The organism is Pseudomonas sp. 9.1(2019) (assembly GCF_009910445.1).
In the GTDB taxonomy this organism is placed as follows: Bacteria; Pseudomonadota; Gammaproteobacteria; order Pseudomonadales; family Pseudomonadaceae; genus Aquipseudomonas; species Aquipseudomonas paraversuta.
This window is the reverse complement of the sequence record NZ_VBWF01000011.1, coordinates 1-19,899: the sequence shown is the minus strand read 5'-3', so window position 1 is coordinate 19,899 and position 19,899 is coordinate 1. Positions and strand designations below refer to the sequence as shown.

Annotated in this window: 17 protein-coding genes and 1 pseudogene; 11 read left to right on the top strand and 7 right to left on the bottom strand. The window is 56.6% G+C overall.

The annotated features are described in order from the left end of the window. The first annotated feature begins 87 nt into the window (after nucleotides 1-87). The 3 genes from mgtA to FEZ21_RS18995 all read left to right on the top strand — a co-directional run bounded on the left by mgtA (nucleotide 88) and on the right by FEZ21_RS18995 (nucleotide 3,965). Nucleotides 88-2,853, top strand: a complete 2,766-nt coding sequence (mgtA, locus tag FEZ21_RS19005; protein ID WP_160628204.1) for a magnesium-translocating P-type ATPase — start codon at nucleotides 88-90, stop codon at nucleotides 2,851-2,853. 204 nt (nucleotides 2,854-3,057) lie between these two features. Beyond that, nucleotides 3,058-3,387: a hypothetical protein gene (locus tag FEZ21_RS19000; RefSeq protein WP_003441505.1), complete on the top strand. Its 330-nt coding sequence runs from the start codon at nucleotides 3,058-3,060 to the stop codon at nucleotides 3,385-3,387. Nucleotides 3,388-3,479: 92 nt separating this feature from the next. Then, the gene (locus tag FEZ21_RS18995) at nucleotides 3,480-3,965 is read left to right on the top strand and encodes a GNAT family N-acetyltransferase (protein ID WP_003441508.1); all 486 of its coding nucleotides are present in this window, start codon (nucleotides 3,480-3,482) and stop codon (nucleotides 3,963-3,965) included. Between the two features lie 73 nt (nucleotides 3,966-4,038). Here the strand turns inward: FEZ21_RS18995 and FEZ21_RS18990 are convergent, their stop codons facing one another. After that, entirely contained in the window at nucleotides 4,039-5,781 is a 1,743-nt protein-coding gene (locus FEZ21_RS18990) for a phosphoethanolamine transferase CptA (RefSeq protein ID WP_160628202.1), read from the bottom strand. Between the two features lie 172 nt (nucleotides 5,782-5,953). Further along, entirely contained in the window at nucleotides 5,954-6,145 is a 192-nt protein-coding gene (locus FEZ21_RS18985) for a DUF6026 family protein (protein ID WP_003441513.1), read from the bottom strand. A gap of 290 nt (nucleotides 6,146-6,435) precedes the next feature. Between FEZ21_RS18985 and gnd the strand changes: the two genes are divergently transcribed. The 5 genes from gnd to nudC all read left to right on the top strand — a co-directional run bounded on the left by gnd (nucleotide 6,436) and on the right by nudC (nucleotide 11,517). Next, nucleotides 6,436-7,416, top strand: a complete 981-nt coding sequence (gene gnd / locus FEZ21_RS18980) for a phosphogluconate dehydrogenase (NAD(+)-dependent, decarboxylating) (RefSeq protein ID WP_003441516.1) — start codon at nucleotides 6,436-6,438, stop codon at nucleotides 7,414-7,416. Continuing rightward, nucleotides 7,413-8,936 carry a glucose-6-phosphate dehydrogenase gene (gene zwf / locus FEZ21_RS18975; protein ID WP_003441519.1) on the top strand — a complete coding sequence of 508 codons (1,524 nt, stop codon included), beginning with the start codon at nucleotides 7,413-7,415 and terminating at the stop codon, nucleotides 8,934-8,936. Before gnd ends, zwf begins: the two co-directional genes overlap by 4 nt. Continuing rightward, entirely contained in the window at nucleotides 8,933-9,745 is an 813-nt protein-coding gene (locus FEZ21_RS18970) for a Cof-type HAD-IIB family hydrolase (RefSeq protein WP_037001458.1), read from the top strand. The genes zwf and FEZ21_RS18970 overlap by 4 nt, the downstream gene beginning before the upstream one ends. Nucleotides 9,746-9,844: 99 nt before the next feature. Continuing rightward, complete coding sequence (locus tag FEZ21_RS18965; protein ID WP_003441526.1) at nucleotides 9,845-10,657, top strand: crotonase/enoyl-CoA hydratase family protein; 813 nt, start codon at nucleotides 9,845-9,847, stop codon at nucleotides 10,655-10,657. Between the two features lie 29 nt (nucleotides 10,658-10,686). After that, nucleotides 10,687-11,517 (top strand): NAD(+) diphosphatase, encoded by an 831-nt coding sequence (nudC, locus tag FEZ21_RS18960; RefSeq protein ID WP_160628200.1) that lies wholly within the window; start codon nucleotides 10,687-10,689, stop codon nucleotides 11,515-11,517. Here the strand turns inward: nudC and FEZ21_RS18955 are convergent. Beyond that, complete coding sequence (locus FEZ21_RS18955) at nucleotides 11,485-12,264, bottom strand: TSUP family transporter (protein ID WP_003441533.1); 780 nt, start codon at nucleotides 12,262-12,264, stop codon at nucleotides 11,485-11,487. The two genes, nudC and FEZ21_RS18955, sit on opposite strands and share 33 nt — an antisense overlap. 242 nt (nucleotides 12,265-12,506) lie before the next feature. Here FEZ21_RS18955 and sfnG point away from each other — a divergent pair, with 242 nt between their 5' ends. Continuing rightward, nucleotides 12,507-13,607, top strand: coding sequence for a dimethylsulfone monooxygenase SfnG (sfnG, locus tag FEZ21_RS18950; protein WP_165439792.1), 1,101 nt, complete (start codon nucleotides 12,507-12,509; stop codon nucleotides 13,605-13,607). 44 nt (nucleotides 13,608-13,651) lie between these two features. On the opposite strand, the gene FEZ21_RS18945 is transcribed toward sfnG, so the two are convergent. Continuing rightward, nucleotides 13,652-14,731, bottom strand: coding sequence for a sigma-54-dependent Fis family transcriptional regulator (locus FEZ21_RS18945; protein WP_003441537.1), 1,080 nt, complete (start codon nucleotides 14,729-14,731; stop codon nucleotides 13,652-13,654). Between the two features lie 334 nt (nucleotides 14,732-15,065). On the opposite strand from FEZ21_RS18945, the gene FEZ21_RS18940 reads away from it, so the two are divergent. Continuing rightward, nucleotides 15,066-16,235, top strand: coding sequence for a cysteine desulfurase family protein (locus FEZ21_RS18940; RefSeq protein ID WP_010655802.1), 1,170 nt, complete (start codon nucleotides 15,066-15,068; stop codon nucleotides 16,233-16,235). A 55-nt stretch (nucleotides 16,236-16,290) separates the two neighbouring features. Continuing rightward, nucleotides 16,291-18,111 (top strand): aminopeptidase P family protein, encoded by a 1,821-nt coding sequence (locus FEZ21_RS18935; RefSeq protein WP_160628198.1) that lies wholly within the window; start codon nucleotides 16,291-16,293, stop codon nucleotides 18,109-18,111. A gap of 56 nt (nucleotides 18,112-18,167) precedes the next feature. Here the strand turns inward: FEZ21_RS18935 and FEZ21_RS18930 are convergent, their stop codons facing one another. The 3 genes and pseudogenes from FEZ21_RS18930 to FEZ21_RS22705 all read right to left on the bottom strand — a co-directional run. After that, nucleotides 18,168-18,449, bottom strand: a complete 282-nt coding sequence (locus tag FEZ21_RS18930) for a hypothetical protein (RefSeq protein ID WP_160628196.1) — start codon at nucleotides 18,447-18,449, stop codon at nucleotides 18,168-18,170. Nucleotides 18,450-18,610: 161 nt separating this feature from the next. Continuing rightward, nucleotides 18,611-19,498 carry a threonine/homoserine exporter RhtA gene (gene rhtA / locus FEZ21_RS18925; RefSeq protein WP_010655800.1) on the bottom strand — a complete coding sequence of 296 codons (888 nt, stop codon included), beginning with the start codon at nucleotides 19,496-19,498 and terminating at the stop codon, nucleotides 18,611-18,613. A gap of 206 nt (nucleotides 19,499-19,704) precedes the next feature. Continuing rightward, nucleotides 19,705-19,899, bottom strand: a pseudogene (locus FEZ21_RS22705) (hypothetical protein); the annotation flags it as partial.

Here is a 19,899-nt window from a genome sequence, read left to right as displayed (position 1 = left end):
ATTCAAACCATGAACGACGGTTCCAGATCAAGGCCGTCTGCGTAGTCACTCTCAAAGGGTGAGTGCAGACGGCGCAGGAGTAGCACGATGAAACTCACCCTCAAAGAATTCTTCGCCGGATTTTTGCGCACTCGCCATATCGGCCGGCATTTCCGACGTTTGGCCTTGCTTGATAGTTTGACCAACACCACGGTCAGCCGGGAAGTCCCGCCGACGCTGGCACAAACCCTGGTGGCTGCGGCCAACCGCGACAGCGCGGTATTGATCGACAGTCTGGGCACCCATACCGATGGACTCAGCGAGGCCGAGGCCGAGGCGCTGCGCCAGCAACATGGGCTGAACGAGGTTGAACACGAGCAGCCACTCAGCCGCTGGGTGCACTTGTGGCATTGCTACAAGAACCCGTTCAACTTGTTGCTGACTTTGCTTGCCGCGGTCTCTCTGGCCACAGATGACATTCAGGCTGCGGTGGTGATTGGCACCATGGTGGTGTTGTCGACGTTGCTGCGTTTCTGGCAAGAAGCCAAGTCCAACAAAGCAGCGGACGCACTCAAGGCGATGGTGAGTAACACCGCCACGGTCATGCGACGTGATTTCAATGCTGACACCACCCCGATGTTTGGCAAGTTCTCCGGCGTAACTCAGCAAATCAGAGGTGCGCAACGCATTGAGTTGCCGATCAAGCAATTGGTCCCGGGGGATTTGATTGTGTTGTCCGCGGGCGACATGATTCCGGCAGATTGCAGGGTGCTTAGCGCCAAAGACCTGTTTGTCAGCCAGGCGGCAATGACCGGTGAATCAATGCCGGTGGAGAAGTTTGCGCGGCAGTCCGACAGCCAGACCAGTAACCCGCTGGAACTGGACAATATTCTGTTCATGGGCACCAACGTGGTATCCGGCGCGGCCACGGCAGTGGTACTGACCACCGGCAACAACACTTACTTCGGCGCGCTGGCACAGCGGGTTGGCGCGACGGATCGGGGGCCGACGTCGTTTCAGACCGGGGTCAACAAAGTCAGCTGGTTGCTGATCCGCTTCATGTTTGTAATGGCGCCGCTGGTGCTGTTCATCAATGGCTTTACCAAGGGTGACTGGACCGAAGCCTTGCTGTTTGCCTTGTCGGTGGCAGTGGGCCTGACCCCGGAAATGCTGCCGATGATCGTGACCTCAACCCTGGCCAAAGGCGCAGTGTTTCTGTCACGTAAAAAAGTCATCGTCAAACGGCTGGACGCGATCCAGAACTTTGGTGCGATGGATGTACTGTGTACCGATAAAACCGGCACCTTGACCCAGGACAAAATCTTTCTCGCACGCCACGTCGATGTCTGGGGGCAAGAGTCGGATGACGTTCTGGAAATGGCCTATCTCAACAGCTACTACCAGACCGGACTGAAAAACCTGCTGGACGTGGCGGTGCTGGAGCATGTCGAGGTGCACCGCGAGTTGAATGTGGGCACAGCCTTTAACAAGGTCGATGAAATTCCTTTCGACTTCACACGGCGGCGGATGTCGGTTGTGGTGGCCGAGCAGGATCAGCCTCATCTGCTGATCTGCAAAGGCGCTGTCGAAGAAGTGCTGGCCGTTTGCAAAACCGTGCGCCATGGCGAACGGGAAGAAGCCCTGAGCGATGGGTTGCTGGCGCGTATTCGCCAGGTGACCGCGGCATTTAACGAAGAGGGTTTGCGGGTGGTGGCGGTTGCTGCACGGCCAATGACTGAGACGGGTCGTGACACTTACAGCCTGGCAGACGAGCAGGACCTGACGCTGATTGGTTATGTCGCTTTCCTTGACCCGCCAAAGGAGAGCACTGCGCCAGCACTCAAGGCGTTAGCCGAACACGGGGTCGCGGTAAAAGTTCTGACTGGCGATAACGAACTGGTCACTGCGAAGATTTGCCGTGAAGTGGGCCTGGAGCAGCAAGGGCTGTTGATGGGTAACGACATCGAACGCATGACCGACGCTGAACTGGCGGTGGCCGTCGAAACCAGCAACGTGTTTGCCAGGCTCACCCCCACTCACAAAGAGCGCATCGTGCGCTTGCTCAAAGCCAATGGCCATGTGGTTGGCTTTATGGGGGACGGGATCAACGACGCACCTGCGCTGCGTACCGCGGACATCGGAATTTCCGTGGACAGTGCGGTGGATATCGCCAAGGAAGCAGCGGACATCATTCTTCTGGAAAAAAGCCTGATGGTGCTGGAGGAGGGTGTACTGGAAGGGCGCCGGACCTTCGCCAACATGCTCAAATACATAAAAATGACCGCCAGCTCGAACTTCGGCAACGTGTTCTCGGTGTTGGTCGCCAGTGCGTTTATCCCGTTTTTGCCTATGTTGCCGATGCACCTGCTGGTCCAGAACCTGCTGTACGACGTGTCACAAATTGCTATCCCGTTCGATAACGTCGATGAAGAAATGCTTAAAAAGCCCCAGCGCTGGCAACCCGCCGAGGTAGGGCGTTTCATGCTGTTCTTTGGACCGATCAGCTCGATTTTCGACATTCTCACGTTCGGTTTGATGTGGTACGCGTTCAAAGCCAACTCACCTGAGCACCAGACTCTTTTCCAGTCGGGCTGGTTCGTGGTCGGGCTGCTGACTCAAACGCTGATCGTGCACATGATCCGGACGCCGAAAATTCCATTTCTGCAAAGCCGTGCAGCGATGCCGCTGATGGTCATGACAGCTGTGATCATGTTGGTAGGTATCTTCCTGCCAATGGGGCCGTTGGCTGGCTACTTCAAATTGCAGGCGTTGCCGCCGCTGTACTTTGTGTTCTTGCCAATGATTCTGCTGGCCTACATGGCGCTGACCCAGGCAGTGAAAGGTTTCTACATCCGCAAGTTCGGCTGGCAGTGAGGGCGTAGCCGGCAGTCTCGAACATGACACGGAGTGCCGCCTGGCGCTCCGGGGGGAGATGGCCCGAGGCTCGGCTGAGGAATCAATGACGTGACAAGCGGTGTCTTGAAATGTCCCGGAGCGCACCCATTTGCGCTTTGGTGCCAGTGGTAAAGCTGGCGTGTCCCGGTCTAACAGAATGCATTTGACGATGGTTCAGACATCATGCCCACCAAGTCATTGCGAATACTGATTGCCGATGCCGATTGGGCTCAGGCTTTAAAAATAGAAAAGTCGCTTAATGCTGCGGGGTATTTCCGAATTGCCCCCTTGTATGACCTGCAGGCGTTAATGAGCCTGTATGACGCTCAGGTCCATGATTTCGATTTACTGCTGCTCAGCCAGAAGATGGCAGATGTTGCGGCTGTGGATGTCGAGGCGTATCGCCAGGACAATCAACAGTTTCGCCATGTACTGATTTACCTGGACGCCGACTGCCTTGTGCCGCAAGTCGAGGCGCTGATGCAAACCCTGGATCCCTCTGGCCACACATGACGCGGGCACTTGTCTGTGGCGCTTCAGGCACGCTAAGGTCGGGTGTCATCAAAATCGGACACCAAGAACCCAGTCGTCAAGGAATCCAAGCAATGTCGGATGTCGTGGTAGTGCAAGCAAACTATACAAACCCGGTTCACGCCCAGGCTTTGAGAGACGTATTGAATCACTATGCCAAAGACCCTATGGGCGGCGGTGAGGCGTTGTCGCCCCAGGTGCTGGAGCAGTTGCCTGCAGAGCTGGCCAAGCGTCCCCATGCGTTCAGCGTGCTGGCGTTTGTCAATGGCGAGGCGGCGGGGCTGGTCAACTGTTTTGAAGGCTTCTCGACCTTTGCCGGCAAGCCTCTGGTCAACGTGCACGACGTGTCGGTGGTCGATACATTCCGCGGTCTGGGCCTGAGTCAGCAGATGCTGCTCAAGGTCGAGGAGATTGCCCGTGAACGTGATTGCTGCAAGATCACTCTCGAGGTGCTTGAGGGCAACCCGGTCGCTCAAGGTTCCTACAGGAAGTTCGGATTTAGCGAGGGCCAGCTCAACCCGGCCCACGGTCAGATGCTGTTCTGGAACAAATATCTGTAGAGGCACGGCGCTGTTTGGCAGGGCGGGGATCAACTGAAACTGAACGGGGAGCCATTGGCTCCCCGTTGCGTTTTTACTGTTTGGCCACATCGCTCGCGGCAGGGGCCTTGGGTTTGATCAGACTGAAGTCGATCAAGGCTTTTTGCGGGCGCGAGTACGGATCTCCGATCAATTGAGGGCGGGCGACAAATTGATCGCTCACCAGGCTCTTCTTGTCGTCCAGTTCGTCAGCGCTCAAACCGGCCAGATCTGCCCAGGTATGGATGAACTGTGAACTGCTGTAAGGACGGCCAAGGTCGCTGGCGAAGTTCCATGCATGGCTCTCACGCCATTTTGGCGAAGCCCAGGCCATGAACGGAATGGTGTACATCGGCGCTGTGGGTTTGGCCTCGTTGCGGCCCAGCGTGCTGTGGCCAACCGAATCGAACACGTCTTCACCGTGATCGGACAGATACAGCAGGAAGCCGTTGGGGTCGGTCTTGGCAAAATCCTTGATCAGGCTCGACACCACAAAGTCGTTATACAAAACGGCATTGTCGTAGCTGTTGTAAGTCGGCACCTGATCATCGGTCAGGCCGGCAGGGACGCCGGTGCGATCGGTGAACTTGTCGAAGGTCGGCGGATAACGGTACTGATAGCTCATGTGCGTGCCGAGCAGATGAATCACGATCAGCTTGCGTGGTGCACTGTCGGCCAGGATCTTGTTGAAGGGTTCGAGCACGTCACCGTCATACTGGCGCGCGTTCTGGTTCCTGTTGTTATTGAGATAGACCTGCTGGTCTGCCTGCTCGGAGAACGTGGTGAGCATGGTGTTGCGCTTGGTCATGGTCTGCTGGTTGGTCACCCAGAAGGTTTTGTATCCGGCTTGCTTCATCACGCTGACCAGCGATGGGGTGCTGAGGTACAGGTCAGGGTTTTCTTCGTCAGCAAAGGTCAGGACTTGTTGCAGTGCTTCGATGGTGTAAGGACGCGGCGTCACGACGTTGTCGAAAATCGCCAGCTGGTCGCGCAATTTGTCGAGGTTGGGCGTGGTCTCGCGCGGGTAGCCATAGAGGCTCATGCGCTGGCGGTTGGTGGACTCGCCAATGACCAGCACCAGCGTGGTGGGCTTGCCGGCTTCATTGTCCTTGAGGTTGGTCAGGGGCGGAATTTTGCTGGCACTGGCGAGCATGCCCTGCATGTTGTCCAGTTGTTCCAGGTAACGGCGATACGCCACCGCCATCTGCCATGGCACTGCGGGCTCTACCCGGCTTTCAAAGCTTTCCATGGCGGCGGCCAGGGTGTCGTGCTTGATCGTTTGCTTGATGATCGGGTAACCGACAACTGCCAGAAGCAAAGCGATTGCTACTGTCCAGGCTTGTACGCGGGGCATGTATACCGGGCGCAAGCGGGTCCAGAGGAATACGGCGAAGGCGGTATGGGCAAGGAACGCCAGTACCATCCACCAGGCGAAGTACTGGGTCATGTATTCGCCGGCTTCAGAGATGTTCGACTCGAACATGATGAAGATGACGCTTTGCGAGAATTCTTGCTGATAGATGAAGAAATAGCCGAGGCTGGCCATGGAGCACGCCCACAGCAAGACGCCAATGACGGCTGCCATTACACGGGTGTGCTTGGGAAACATGAGCATCGGCGCGAGCCAGATGGAACTCATTATGAAGGCCTGACGAAAGCCCGAAAACCCGGAGGTACCCGTCAGTTGGATCAGCAGTTGGGTAATGCCGGAGAAGTACCAGAAGAACAGAAATAGCCAGCCGAGTCCGGCCCAGTCGAAACCTTTCGCAGATGTGTTACTGCGTTTGAACATCCCCATACAGCGCTCCAGCTGATAACAACTTGAATCGTAGATGCCGTTTAGCCCGGCACAACAAGTGAGGGCCGCCTCAATATTGAGCAGCCACAAAGTGTTTCAGTATTGCTAACGGGATGTGAAAACTTTGTCACAGATGACGGCAGGCTTTGGCTCGCCGCTTGTATCGGCGTGATCAGTCGCTGTGGCGGCTGTGCTCGGCGCCGCCATTAAAAAGCTGGCCGGCCTGGGCGATTTGTAATTGCTGGCGCAATTGTGCGAGCTCCTGGCGCAACTGCACGCACTCGTCCTTGAGTTGACGCAGTTCGTCACGGCGAACTGTGACATAGAGGGTCTGGGCAGGTTGTGCGGACAATACGGTGGTCATGGTTCGCTTCGCCTCTGGCAACTTTAAATCGAGTATCCAAATTGCCCGTTGCAGGACTGGATCACTGTCGGGAGCGATTGTGATTTCTTTCTTGAATGATGTGAACTTTTAATTTTTTTGCGGTCTTGGCGTGCTCGTTCGTCTTCTGAGTGTATTGAATCGCGAATCTGGGTGGCTGCTTGTGCGAAACTATGCAGCATGCGCTAGGACTAATCCTCAGCCGGGCACCTTAAGCAATGCTGCACTAAGGTGCTGTACACCTATTTATTTGTCGTTGGGAGCAACAGTACATGCAGTTGGGAATTATTGGATTGGGCCGTATGGGCGGGAATATCGCGCGGCGTCTGATGCTCAATGGGCATACAACCGTGGTTTTTGACCGCAATACCGACTTTGTCAGTGCCCTCGAGCAGGAAGGCGCCACAGGCGTCACCGACTTGCCGGCGCTGGTAGCTGGCCTTGCCAAGCCCCGTGCTGTCTGGGTGATGCTGCCGTCCGGTGCGCCGACCGAAGACACCATCGAGACCCTGAGCCAACTGCTCGACGCCGGTGACATCATCATCGACGGCGGCAACACCTTTTATAAAGATGACATCCGTCGTTCCCGGGCGCTGGCCGAAAAAGGCCTGCAGTACGTTGACGTCGGAACTTCGGGCGGCGTCTGGGGCCTGGAGCGCGGTTACTGCATGATGATTGGCGGCGACACTGAAGTCGTTAAACATCTGGACCCGCTGTTCGCCGCACTTGCACCGGGTATGGGCGATATTGCGCGCACCAAAGACCGTGTTTCTGAAGATGATCGCGCAGAGCGTGGTTATATCCATGCAGGCCCTGCGGGTGCCGGGCACTTCGTCAAGATGGTGCACAACGGTATTGAGTACGGCCTGATGCAGGCATACGCCGAAGGCTTCAACCTGATGAAGATGAAGGGCGGTGAGAATCTGCCGGAAGATCAGCGTTTTGACCTGAACCTGGGTGATATCGCCGAAGTGTGGCGTCGTGGCAGTGTCGTGTCGTCCTGGTTGCTGGATCTGACCGCCGATGCCCTGGCCACCGACGCGCCGCTTGACGGCTACTCGGGCGCCGTGGCGGACAGCGGTGAAGGCCGCTGGACCATCGAAGCGGCCATGGAGCAGTCGACCCCGGTACCGGTATTGTCGAACGCCTTGTTTGCCCGCTATAGCTCACGCCAGCAAAGCCTGTATGGCGACAAATTGTTGTCGGCCATGCGCTTTGGTTTCGGCGGCCATGTGGAGACACCTAAGAAATGACCGATCAGTCCAGCAAATCCAACACCAAACCGGCACCGCCTACCACGCTGTTCCTGTTTGGGGCTCACGGTGATCTGGTCAAGCGCTTGCTGATGCCGGCGCTGTACAACTTGAGTCGCGATGGTTTGCTGGACGATGGTTTGCATATTGTGGGCGTCGACCACAATGCAATCAGTGATGAGGGCTTTGCCAAAAAGCTGGAGGACTTCATTCGCAATGAAGCCGCCAGCAAAGTGGATCATCCTGAGGGCCAGGGCTTGAATGCCCAATTGTGGGCTTCGCTGGCGAAGAACATCAGTTACGTGCAGGGCGATTTTCTGGATGACAGCACCTATGCCGCGCTGGAACAGAAGATCATCGCCAGTGGCACCGGCAACGCGGTGTTCTACCTGGCCACTGCCCCCCGCTTTTTCAGCGAAGTGGTGCAGCGGCTGGGTGCTGGCGGGTTGCTAAAAGAAACCCCGGAAGCTTTTCGCCGGGTAGTTATTGAAAAACCTTTTGGCTCAGACGTTGAAACGGCGCAGGCATTGAATGCCTGTCTGCTGACCGTCATGAGCGAGAAGCAGATCTACCGGATTGACCATTACCTGGGCAAGGAAACAGTCCAGAACATTCTGGTCAGCCGATTCTCCAACGGGCTTTTCGAATCCTTCTGGAACAATCATTACATCGACCATGTACAGATCACCGCGGCAGAAACCGTCGGGGTCGAGACACGTGGCAGTTTTTACGAGCACACCGGCGCACTGCGCGACATGCTGCCTAATCATTTGTTTCAACTGCTGGCGATGGTGGCAATGGAGCCCCCCGCAGCTTTTGGCGCCGATGCGGTGCGGGGTGAAAAGGCCAAGGTGATTGGAGCAATCCGCCCCTGGTCGAAGGAAGAAGCGCTGAAAAACTCGGTGCGCGGGCAATACACCCAGGGTGAGTCCGGTGGCAAACCGGTCGTGGGGTATCGCGAAGAGAACAACGTGGCCCCTGACAGCAACACTGAAACCTTTGTCGCGCTCAAGGTCATGATCGATAACTGGCGCTGGGTCGGCGTGCCATTTTATCTGCGTACCGGCAAGCGCATGAGTGCCCGTGATACTGAAATCGCAATTTGCTTCAAGCCCGCGCCTTATGCGCAGTTCCGTGACACCGAAGTAGACCGGCTGCAGCCAAACTATTTGCGGATCCAGATTCAGCCCAACGAAGGCATGTGGTTTGACCTTCAGGCCAAGCGACCGGGGCCGGGGCTGAAAATGGCTAATATCGCCCTTGGATTTGCGTACAAAGACTTCTTCGAAATGCAGCCTTCCACCGGCTACGAAACATTGATCTACGACTGCCTGACGGGGGATCAGACCTTGTTTCAGCGCGCTGACAATATTGAAAACGGCTGGCGCGGTGTGCAGCCATTTCTCGATGCATGGCGTGAACACACGGACGTGCAGTCCTATCCGGCTGGACAGGATGGTCCCGAAGCAGCAAAACAACTGCTGGCACGCGATGGTCGCGCTTGGCTGAACATAGGATGAGTGACGTGAAGCAAGAGTCCATTGAGCTGGTGCTGAGTGACATGGATGGCACCCTGCTGTCGCCTGACCACAGCCTCAGTCCTCGCAACCTGGCTGCAGTGAAAAAGCTGCAGGCGGCGGGTGTTCATTTCACGCTGGCCTCCGGCAGACCGCCCAGAGCCATGCGCGAGATCAGCCAGCAACTGGGCATTGAATTGCCGGTCGCCGGGTTTAATGGCGGGCTGCTGGTCAACGCCCAGGGCGAATACCTGCAGTCCCATCATGTGCACTATGAAGGGGTGCTAAAGACCCTGGCCCTGTTGGCGGAACACCCGGTTGAGGTCTGGCTGTTTGTCGATGAAGACTGGCTGGTACGTGATCCGTCCGGCGAAATGGTCGCTCACGAGCAGCACGGCCTCGGGTATGCGCCGAAGGTGGTTGAAAGCTATGAGCCTTATCTGCACAAGGTGCACAAGATCGTAGCCACCTGCAGCGATGCGCCGTTATTGCTGGACCTTGAACAGCGTTTGCAACCGGTGTTGAGCGGGCTCGCGGTCGCCAGTCGCTCACAGGCCCGTTATCTGGATATCACCGCACTCAAGGCCAACAAAGGCGATGCGCTGGTGGCTCTGGCCGAGTTTCTGGATGTGCCGCTGGTGCGCACGGCGGCCATCGGCGATGGCGGCAATGATCCGGCGATGTTTCATCGGGCAGGGATTTCGATTGCCATGGGCCAGGCCCCGGAAGAAATACGCAAGCAGGCGATGTACGTGACGGGCAGCAACCTTGAAGACGGTGTCGCCCAGGCGATCGAGCGTTTTATTCTGTAGCCCGGTTTTTGGCGTAATAACGGCCTGCCTGAGGCCCGCAGTGCTTGTTATAGTCCGCGACTTATTGACCGGCACTGCGCCCCACAAAGGATTGAGCTTATGTCCGACTACCAGGCTTTCAAGGTTGAGTTACAGGGCAGCATCGCCCACGTGCAGATCAATCGACCTGAGAAGGTCAATGCGATGAATGCGGCGTTCTGGAGCGAAATCGTCGAAATCTTTCAATGGATCGATGAAACCGATGCCGTCCGCGTAGTGGTACTCAGTGGGGCGGGCAAGCACTTTTCGGCCGGTATTGATCTGATGTTGCTGGCCTCTGTGGCCAATGAACTGGGCAAGGATGTAGGGCGTAACGCGCGTTTACTGCGGCGTAAAATTCTGCAGATGCAGGCCTCGTTCAATGCAGTCGATGGGTGCCGCAAGCCAGTTCTGGCAGCCATTCAGGGTTATTGCCTGGGGGGTGCCATTGACCTGATCGCCGCCTGCGACATGCGCTATGCAGCAGCAGATGCGCAGTTCTCGATCAAGGAAATCGACATGGGCATGGCTGCCGATGTCGGCACACTGCAACGTCTGCCCCGCATCATCGGCGATGGCATGCTGCGTGAAATGGCCTACACCGGGCGCATGGTGCTCGCTGACGAGGCGCGTACGATCGGCCTGGTCAATCGGGTCTACAGTGATCATCAGGCGTTGCTCGAAGGCGTTATGGCGATCGCGCAAGAGATCTCCGGCAAGTCGCCGATTGCCATTGGCGGGACCAAGCAGATGATCGGTTATATGCGTGATCACCGCGTAGATGACGGTCTGGAGTATGTCGCGACATGGAACGCGGCCATGCTCCAGTCAAGCGACTTGCGGTTGGCGATGACCGCACATATGACCAAGCAAAAGCCTGAATTTCTCGACTGACACTTTTTAACCTGACCAAGGATCGTTTCATGACACCGCGTTGGACCACGGCAGTACTGGATGCAGACCTACCTGGCGGCCTGGCTGTGGTGCGCGGCCCCGACGGATTTCTGCTTGACGATAATGGCCCGCTGTTCCCCCGTGAATGGCTCAAGCGTCAGGACCTGCCGCTGCTGGCCGAGCATGGTATCGGGCATCTGGACGGCGAGCCGGTATATCTGCTGGAGCTGGAGCGTCCGGCGCAGGTTGAAGGCTGCCGCTGGCAGGGCTTGCGGGCTTTTATGCTGGAGGGCGATCACACCCTTTACAAGGTCCTGGGCTACGCCGCGCAAATAGGCACCTGGGCCACAGAGCATCGTTTCTGTGGCAGATGCGGGCGGGCCATGACGCAGGTACCCGGGGAGCGTGCGATGTACTGCGCGCCCTGTAACCTGCGCAGTTATCCGCGTATTTCGCCGAGCATGATTGTATTGATTACCCGGGGCGATGAGGTGCTGCTGGCGCGTTCGCCGCGCTTTGTGCCGGGGGTATATAGCACGCTGGCGGGATTCGCCGAGCCGGGGGAGTCGGCGGAAGATTGCCTGATTCGCGAGGTGCGTGAAGAAGTGCAGCTGGAGGTTACGAATATCCAGTACATGGGCAGTCAGTGCTGGCCATTTCCGCATTCGATGATGCTGGGTTTTCATGCGGAATATGCAGGGGGTGATATCGTGCCCCAGGCGGACGAGATAGAAGATGCGCAGTGGTTCAATGTGCATCATTTGCCGCCGCTGCCAGCATCGCGCTCGATTGCGCGCTATCTCATCGACCTGTATGTGGCGCGGCGCTTAGGCCTGGCCGAACCAGTGTTGCCAGGCTAGGCGTACAGTCAGTCCCAGGACCACGGTGATAAACACCGGGCGAATGAATTTGGCCCCGCCGCTGATCGCGCTGCGGGCGCCAAAGAAAGCACCGACCATTACGGCAAAGCCCATGGTCAGGCCGATCACCCAGTCCACATGCCCCGAAAAAACAAATACCGACAGCGCCGCAATGTTGCTGACGAAGTTCATGCTGCGGGCCACGCCGCTGGCTTTCACCAGGTCGATGGGATACATCAGCATGCTGCTGACGGTCCAGAAGGCGCCTGTTCCGGGTCCGGCTACGCCGTCATAGAAGCCCAGACCCAGGCCTTGTGGCAGCTGCCATTTCTTTTTGATCGGTGCATCGTTGTCGATCGGGGTTTTGGGTGTGCCACCGAACAACAGATACAGGCCACAGCCAAAAACAATCACCGGCAGCATTTTGTTCAGCCACTCGGCGGGCATGTAATGGGCCACGATGGCACCGATCAGTGCGCCTGCCAAAGTCCCGAAAATAGCCAGCTTCCACTCTCTGGGATGGAATAGTTTGCGTCGATAGAACGTAAAGCTGGCAGTGGCCGAGCCGAACGTCGAACTGAGTTTGTTAGTGCCCAGCACCAGGTGCGGGGGCAAGCCGGCAGTGAGCAAGGCCGGGGTGGTGAGCAAGCCACCGCCACCGGCAATGGCATCGATAAAGCCGGCCACAAAGGCCACTGCGGCCAGAATGGCGAGGGTGGTCAAATCTACGCTGAGTTCAAAAGGCATGGGATCGACTTAATTCGGCGGGGCGTACGGCGCACAAGCGCGGGAAGGGCGTCATCTTACCGATAACGGTCGACAGCGGCGATAGACCTTTTGCGCTCGAAAAGTGTTGTCGGGCCAACAGTCATTCAACAAATAAGCGCCAGACAGACAGCTCGCGCCGGTTTCCTGTGGCGGTAAGAGTGGTTTAGACCTGTTGGCATAGATGCTGCTCTGTGGTTAGGACATTTCCTAACGCCGAGATCATGCCTATGAGTCAGCAAGCCATAAAATTTGCCTACTGGGTGCCTAACGTCAGCGGTGGTCTGGTGGTCAGCAAGATTGAGCAACGTACCGATTGGGGGATCGATTACAACCGCAAGCTGGCGCGCCTGGCGGAGGCGGCAGGTTTTGAATATGCCCTGACCCAGATCCGTTTCACTGCGGGTTACGGCGCAGAATTTCAGCACGAGTCGGTAGCGTTCAGCCACGCGCTATTGGCTGCTACCACTCACTTGAAAGTCATCGCTGCGATCCTGCCGGGGCCCTGGAAGCCTGCGCTGGCAGCCAAGCAACTGGCCACCATTGATCAGCTGACGGAGGGCCGGATTGCGGTCAATATTGTCAGTGGCTGGTTCAAGGGTGAATTCAATGCCATCGGTGAGCACTGGCTGGAGCATGACGAGCGCTACCGCCGCTCGGAGGAGTTCATTCGTGTCCTCAAGGGGATCTGGACCCAGGATAACTTCACCTTCAAAGGGGATTTCTACCGGGTCAACAATTACACCCTCAAGCCCAAGCCGCTGGGTTTGCCGCATCCGGAAATATTTCAGGGTGGCAGTTCGCGTGCTGCGCGGGATATGGCAGCCAGCGTATCGGACTGGTACTTCACCAATGGCAACACCCCGGAAGGGATCAAGGCACAGATCGACGACATTCGTGTCAAGGCGGCTGCCAACCAGCGCTCGGTGAAGGTCGGGGTGAATGCTTTTGTCATTGCCCGTGACACGGAGCAAGAGGCGCGGGCGGTGTTGCAGGAAATCATCGAAAATGCCGACGTTGAGGCGGTCCATGCCTTTGGTGACGCAGCGAAACAGGCGGGCAAGTCTTCAGTTGAGGGAGAAGGTAACTGGGCCAAGTCAACCTTTGAGGATCTGGTGCAGTACAACGATGGTTTTAAAACCAATTTGATTGGCACGCCGCTGCAGATCGCACAGCGGATCGTGGCGCTCAAGGCCTTGGGCGTGGATCTGGTGCTGGCGGGGTTTCTGCATTTTCAGGAAGAGGTGGAGTATTTCGGACGTCGGGTGCTGCCTCTGGTAAGAGAGCTGGAAGCGCGCCGGCTCGAGGAATTAACCCCGGCTTGAGGGAAAGCCCGGCAGCAATGCCGGGTTGCTGCCGAGGTGTCCACTCACAACGCCGTTTGCGCATCAAGTCTTCGTGTGTTTACGGCCAGAGCCCCGAGTTTGATCAGACGAGTACGGGTGACATTGCGGCTCAAGCCCAGCAGTTTGGCAGTATGTACCTGGTTGTGATGGCAGAACTCGTAAGCCGCGCGCAACAGGCTGTCCTCTACGGTTTCGTGCAGGGCGCCAGGTTCTTCTTCGAACAGCTTTTGAAATGCACGCTGTAACAAGTGGTCAGTGGTGGTGGATGGTTGTGGCGCAGCAGGCTCCAGGCGTTTGCTGCGTGACTGCGACAGGCGCAAGTCCCGGGCGGTGATGGTCTGATTGCTGCACAGGAGCAAGCTGTGGTGCACGACGTTTTCAAGCTCGCGAATATTGCCCTGCCAGGGGTGATCCATAAGCACCTGTTCAGCGCATGTACTTAATGCTGTAGGGCCGTGTTGCAGTCGTTGCCGGTAGGTTTGAAGGAAATGCCTTGCCAGCGGCAGGATGTCGCCCTGACGCTCGCGCAAGGGCTGAAGAACAAGGCTGACCACGTTCAGCCGGTAATACAGATCTTCGCGAAAGTGACCGGCATCGATAGCCTGCTCCAGATTCACATTGGTTGCCGCCAGCACGCGAACATTGATCGGCGTGCTTTTGCGCGACCCAAGCCGCACCACCTCTTGCTCTTGCAGCACACGTAACAGTTTCACTTGAATGGGCAATGGTAAATCGCCGATTTCGTCCAGAAACAACGTGCCGCCGTCAGCCTCTTCAAACCAGCCGGCCTTAGCCCCGAGTGCACCGGTGAATGCCCCTTTCTCATGGCCGAACAGCTCGGCTTCGACCAGTGATTCGGAGAAGGCTCCGCAGTTTACCGCCACAAACGGTTGTTGATGGCGGTGGCTGAGCTGGTGAATATGGCGGGCGACAATCTCTTTGCCGGTGCCGGTTTCTCCGATGATCAACACACTGGCATCACTGGGGGCTATTTGTTGCAGATGCGCGAGCAACGCCTTGGAGGCAGGGTCTGCAAAAACCTGGGCTGTGGCCCGTATGGAGGTCGCGAGTGCCGGAGTGGCAGGCAGTGTCAAAAGCTGCATGTACAGCTCCTTTTATCGGGGGAGGGCTATACCCACAAAAGGAAAGCCGAAGGCTGCTTTATAAAGAGCTTTTGTTATTCCGTAAACTAACGTAATTCCATATTTATATATCCTTATGGCATATCAGACTTGCGCAGACAGGTACTTTTAGCGCTTTATAGGGCTATGGTTTTTTGATCTCGTGAATTTTGGAAGGCTCCTACGACATTTGTTGAAGCGGCTTCTTTTGTCACCCAGGTTAATCGGGTATTTCTAATGGCCACGTTTTCAAGGTGGCTTCACTCTTCTGATATCAAGCACTGCCTGATTCCGGAACGCTCAGTAGGTTTGCACTATGAACAAAAGACCTCTTTATTTCGATTACGCTGCCACCACACCCGTGGACGCTCGTGTCATTCAGGTGATGGTCGATTGTCTTGGCTTTGAAGGAAACTTTGGCAACCCGGCCTCGGGCTCACATGTTTTCGGTCAGCAAGCCCGAGGCTCGGTGGAGCTGGCTCGCGAACAGGTTGCACAGCTGATCAATGCCAGGGCCGAGCACATTATCTGGACCTCGGGTGCTACCGAGTCCAATAACCTTGCGTTGAAGGGTGTGGCACTGGCCAGCGGCAAGGCGCGCGGGCACATCATCACCAGTCAGATTGAACACAAGGCGGTGCTGGACACGGCCCGGTTCCTCGAAGAATCAGGATTTGATGTGACGTATCTGGCACCCGACAGCCATGGGCTTGTGAGCGCGCAGCAAGTCAGCGATGCGTTGCGAGAGGACACTCTGCTGGTGTCGCTGATGCTGGTGAACAATGAGCTCGGGACAGTGAATGACATACCGGGTATTGGTTTACGGGTTCGCGAACACGGTGCGTTGTTTCATGTTGATGCCGCCCAGGGCGCTGGCAAGGTAGCCATCGACCTGGAGGCGTGGGCCGTGGATCTGATGTCGTTTTCGGGGCACAAGGTTTACGGGCCCAAGGGGATTGGCGCCCTGTATGTGGGGCCACGGGCACAGGATCGTTTGCAGGCCCAGATCCATGGTGGCGGTCATGAGTCGGGGCTGCGCTCCGGAACCCTGGCCACTCACCAGATAGCCGGCATGGGGGCTGCTTTTGCCCTGGCCAGCGAATCATTTGCCCAGGAGCTGGCGCATATAGGCGCTCTGCGTCAGCGGTTGCTGGAACAGTTGGCCGATGTGCCGGGGGTGCAATGCAATGGCTGTCCAACGCAACGAATTCCCCATACCTTGAGCCTGACCTTCAGCGAAGGGCATTTCAACAGTTCGGCATTGAGCGCTGTGCTGGCGTATTCGGCTACTTCGGCATGTAACTCGGCCAGTAAAACCCCGTCCCATGTGTTGCTCGCGTTGGGCCATGATGCTGAAAAAGCCGGTCGAACCATTCGATTGAGTCTCGGGCGCTTTACCCGCGAGCAGGATATTGATGTCGCAGTAAATGCGATTAAAGCAGCCGTTACCGCGCCTGCACCTTTCTGGGCGGTTGCCCAGTCTTAGCCGCTGATTCATTATCCGGAGGGAATAATATTAGTAGTGACTAGCAGGAGGCGGAATGAGTACTCAGTCGTTGAATCCGGGATTGGTAGTGCAGCGTTTGGCGCGCGCCAGAGCCTTGATGAGCCAGAACGGAATACAGGCACTGTTGGTACCCTCGGCCGACCCCCATCTTTCAGAATACTTGCCCGCCTATTGGCAGGGCCGGCAATGGTTGTCGGGTTTTCACGGTTCAGTCGGCACTTTGATTGTGACCCCGACCTTTGCCGGTCTTTGGGCTGACAGCCGTTACTGGGAACAGGCGGCCAAAGAGCTTGCCGGTAGTACCATCGAACTGGTCAAGCTGATGCCAGGTCAACCGGGGCCACTGGAGTGGCTGGCCGAACAGGCACCTGAAGGTGCTGTGGTAGCGGTTGATGGGGCGGTGCTGGCACTGGCCTCTGCACGAACACTGGAAAGCAAACTCAAAGAGCGCGGTGCCGTTTTACGCACAGATATCGATCTGCTGGGGCTGGTCTGGGAGGATCGTCCTGCGCTGCCGGTCCAGGCGGTGTATGAGCATCTACCGCCACAAGCAACAGTCAGTCGCGTGGACAAACTGGCACAGTTACGTAACTCACTGGTGCAGCGCAAGGCCGATGCGCATTTCATAGCAACCCTCGATGACATTGCATGGTTGTTTAACCTGCGTGGCTCGGATGTTTCTTTCAACCCGGTATTTGTTTCGTTTGCATTGATCGACTCGGCGCAAGCCACCTTGTTTGTGGACCTGAACAAGGTCAGTCCCGCCCTGCAAGAGACACTTGGGCGTGATGGTATTGAGCTGCGCGAGTACGTTGAAATCAATGACGCGCTGGCAGCATTGTCAGCATCGACCCGGCTACTGGTGGATCCGGCGCGGGTGACCTGCGGCTTGCTCAGTCATCTGCACCCTGACGTGACGCTGGTGGAAGGGCTGAACCCGACTACCGTGGCCAAGTCGCAGAAGAGTCTGGACGACGCGTTTCATATCCGTCAGGCCATGGAGCAGGATGGTGCTGCTCTTTGTGAGTTTTTTGCCTGGCTGGAAACTGCTCTGGGGCGTGAGCGCATCACCGAATTGACCATTGATGAGCAGTTGACCGCTGCCCGTGCGCGTCGCCCGGGGTACGTGTCGCTGAGCTTCAACACTATCGCTGCCTTTAATGCCAATGGCGCAATGCCGCACTATCACGCGACTGAGCAAGAACATGCCGTGATTGAAGGGGATGGCCTGCTGTTAATAGATTCTGGCGGTCAATACCTGGGCGGAACCACTGACATTACCCGGATGGTACCGATTGGCACCTTGAGCGCGGAGCAAAAGCGCGATTGCACCCGTGTCCTTAAAGGCGTGATTGCCTTGTCCAGGGCCCAGTTTCCAAAAGGTATCTTGTCGCCCTTGCTGGACTCGATTGCCAGAGCTCCGATTTGGGCTGAAAGCGTGGATTACGGGCACGGAACCGGGCATGGCGTGGGCTACTTCCTGAATGTGCATGAGGGGCCTCAGGTCATTGCCTATCAGGCCGCGCCGGCACCCCATACAGCAATGCAGCCGGGAATGATTACCTCCATTGAACCCGGGACATATCGTCCGGGGCGCTGGGGTGTGCGCATTGAAAACCTGGTATTGAATCGCGAGGCGGGCGCCTCGGAGTTCGGTTCGTTTCTCAAGTTTGAAACATTGACCCTGTGCCCGATCGATAGCCGTTGCCTGGAACCCGGCCTGCTCACCCGTGAAGAGCTGGAGTGGTTCGATGCTTATCATGCGCAGGTGCGTGAACGCTTGAGCCCGCTGCTTGAAGGGGCTGCGCTGGAGTGGCTGCTGGCGCGAACGGTGCCTCTTTCGAAAGTTGCCTGAGGCAGTTCTGAAGCGCGGCCAGCTTGCTCAGCTGCGCTTCAGAATGTTCAAGGCTGTCACTTGCAGAGCACAATCATGCTTCGGCTGGTGTATCCGGCAGGATTCAAGCCGAAAGGATAATCCCCTGGCTCCTGTGCGGTATCTCCAGATTTGGCAATCACTCTGTAGCCCTTGTCCCCGCAAGATTTGACGGCTTGGGCGTAGCACTTGTCCCACGAAGAGGATAAGCCGGAGCAGTTGATATGCAGGCCTCGTTTGCCATGCTTTACAGTTGGCTGGGAGGTTGCGGCGCAGCCGGCAACAGCAAGCACGGCTAAAACGGCCAAAATTCGTTTCATTCCTGTCCTTAAGCGTTTGCGTCGGGTTCACGGAGTGCGGGTGTGGATCAATCCTCTATCGCTGGCGTTTGAGGAAGTCCTTATCCGCGCCAAGCAACATTCATAACGAACAAACATCCCTTAAATGAGAGTCAATTACCAGACTTCTGTCAAATAGACGACTAATTGTCAGTCAATACCGGTTTCGAGTGGTTGCGCATCGTCAAGGTGGCTCCGACCGAAGCCATGATAATGCAAGAGATTGCCATCCATTGGCTAAAGGACAGGACCTCATTCAGAAACAACAGACCTGACAGTGCACCGAAGGCGGGTTCAATACTCATGAGAGTGCCAAATGTACGCGTGGGCATGCGTGTCAAAGCAATCATCTCAAGAGTGTAGGGGAGGGCGGTGGACAATATTGCGACGCCAATGGCGATGGGGATCAAGCTTGGGGTCAGCAAGGCGGCACCGGCATGGACAATCCCGATGGGGGCAATGAACAGCGCCGCGATCATTACGCCTAAAGCTGCGGTTTGCACGCCGTTGTCAGCGCCGGCCTTTTGCCCGTATAGAATGTACAGCGCCCAGCAGACTCCGGCGCCCAGTGCATAGCCGGTGCCGACAGGGTCGAGGCCCTGAGTGCTTTCGCCGGTGGGGATAAGCAGTAGAAGTCCGATGATCGCCAGACCAATCCAGGCAAAGTCGATGGGCCTGCGCGAGGAATAAATAGCGACAGCCAGTGGTCCTGTGAACTCGAGCGCCACAGCAATCCCCAGTGGAACCGTACGCAGTGACATATAGAAGAGGAAGTTCATGCCCCCCAGCGCTATCCCGTAAACGATCACGGTTTTTAAGGATCTGGCGGTGAGCTTGGCTCTCCAGGGTCGCAGGATCAACAGCATGATAATGCTGGCGAACAGCAATCGCAGGGTTGTAGTGCCTTGGGCACCTATTATGGGGAACATGCTTTTAGCCAGCGAAGCACCCGATTGTATCGAGGCCATGGCAATAAGCAGCAAGCCGACGGGGAATAGTGTCGATGCAAGGCTTTGGGTGAGCTTGGTCATTACGTGGTGGGCCCGGGCTATAGGTGTCAGAAGCAGCGCATCATGCTTAAATAAGGCCCGATGTGCAATATAGTGCGCAAATCAGGGCTTTTCATTGTCTATTAAGGTGCTTTGTTTAATAGTCGCAACGAATGCTTGACTCAGAATTCCAACGGCCTATAATTCGCCCACTTCCGGCGCAGTCGAAACGGAAAACTCCTTGAGTTTCAATGAGTTGGATGGTTCTTCGGCAGTGTCAGCTTCAAGTCATCGAAGCAGGAAATGAGGTGTTGACAGCAGCGTGTAACGCTGTAGAATTCGCCTCCCGCTAACGAGAGATCGAAGGCGCAAGTGGTTGATGTTACAAGGGAAACTTTGAAAACATCTGAAAATAACCGCTTGACAGCAACAGAGGCTGCTGT

Coding starts and splice junctions, on each gene's coding strand:
- zwf (WP_003441519.1), top strand. CDS start 7,413: ATGACCGATCAGTCCAGCAAATCCAACACCAAACCGGCACCGCCTACC.
- FEZ21_RS19000 (WP_003441505.1), top strand. CDS start 3,058: ATGCCCACCAAGTCATTGCGAATACTGATTGCCGATGCCGATTGGGCT.
- FEZ21_RS18935 (WP_160628198.1), top strand. CDS start 16,291: ATGAGTACTCAGTCGTTGAATCCGGGATTGGTAGTGCAGCGTTTGGCG.
- FEZ21_RS18995 (WP_003441508.1), top strand. CDS start 3,480: ATGTCGGATGTCGTGGTAGTGCAAGCAAACTATACAAACCCGGTTCAC.
- sfnG (WP_165439792.1), top strand. CDS start 12,507: ATGCCTATGAGTCAGCAAGCCATAAAATTTGCCTACTGGGTGCCTAAC.
- FEZ21_RS18965 (WP_003441526.1), top strand. CDS start 9,845: ATGTCCGACTACCAGGCTTTCAAGGTTGAGTTACAGGGCAGCATCGCC.
- mgtA (WP_160628204.1), top strand. CDS start 88: ATGAAACTCACCCTCAAAGAATTCTTCGCCGGATTTTTGCGCACTCGC.
- FEZ21_RS18930 (WP_160628196.1), bottom strand. CDS start 18,449: ATGAAACGAATTTTGGCCGTTTTAGCCGTGCTTGCTGTTGCCGGCTGC.
- FEZ21_RS18990 (WP_160628202.1), bottom strand. CDS start 5,781: ATGGGGATGTTCAAACGCAGTAACACATCTGCGAAAGGTTTCGACTGG.
- FEZ21_RS18945 (WP_003441537.1), bottom strand. CDS start 14,731: ATGCAGCTTTTGACACTGCCTGCCACTCCGGCACTCGCGACCTCCATA.
- FEZ21_RS18970 (WP_037001458.1), top strand. CDS start 8,933: ATGAGTGACGTGAAGCAAGAGTCCATTGAGCTGGTGCTGAGTGACATG.
- gnd (WP_003441516.1), top strand. CDS start 6,436: ATGCAGTTGGGAATTATTGGATTGGGCCGTATGGGCGGGAATATCGCG.
- FEZ21_RS18955 (WP_003441533.1), bottom strand. CDS start 12,264: ATGCCTTTTGAACTCAGCGTAGATTTGACCACCCTCGCCATTCTGGCC.
- FEZ21_RS18985 (WP_003441513.1), bottom strand. CDS start 6,145: ATGACCACCGTATTGTCCGCACAACCTGCCCAGACCCTCTATGTCACA.
- FEZ21_RS18940 (WP_010655802.1), top strand. CDS start 15,066: ATGAACAAAAGACCTCTTTATTTCGATTACGCTGCCACCACACCCGTG.
- rhtA (WP_010655800.1), bottom strand. CDS start 19,498: ATGACCAAGCTCACCCAAAGCCTTGCATCGACACTATTCCCCGTCGGC.
- nudC (WP_160628200.1), top strand. CDS start 10,687: ATGACACCGCGTTGGACCACGGCAGTACTGGATGCAGACCTACCTGGC.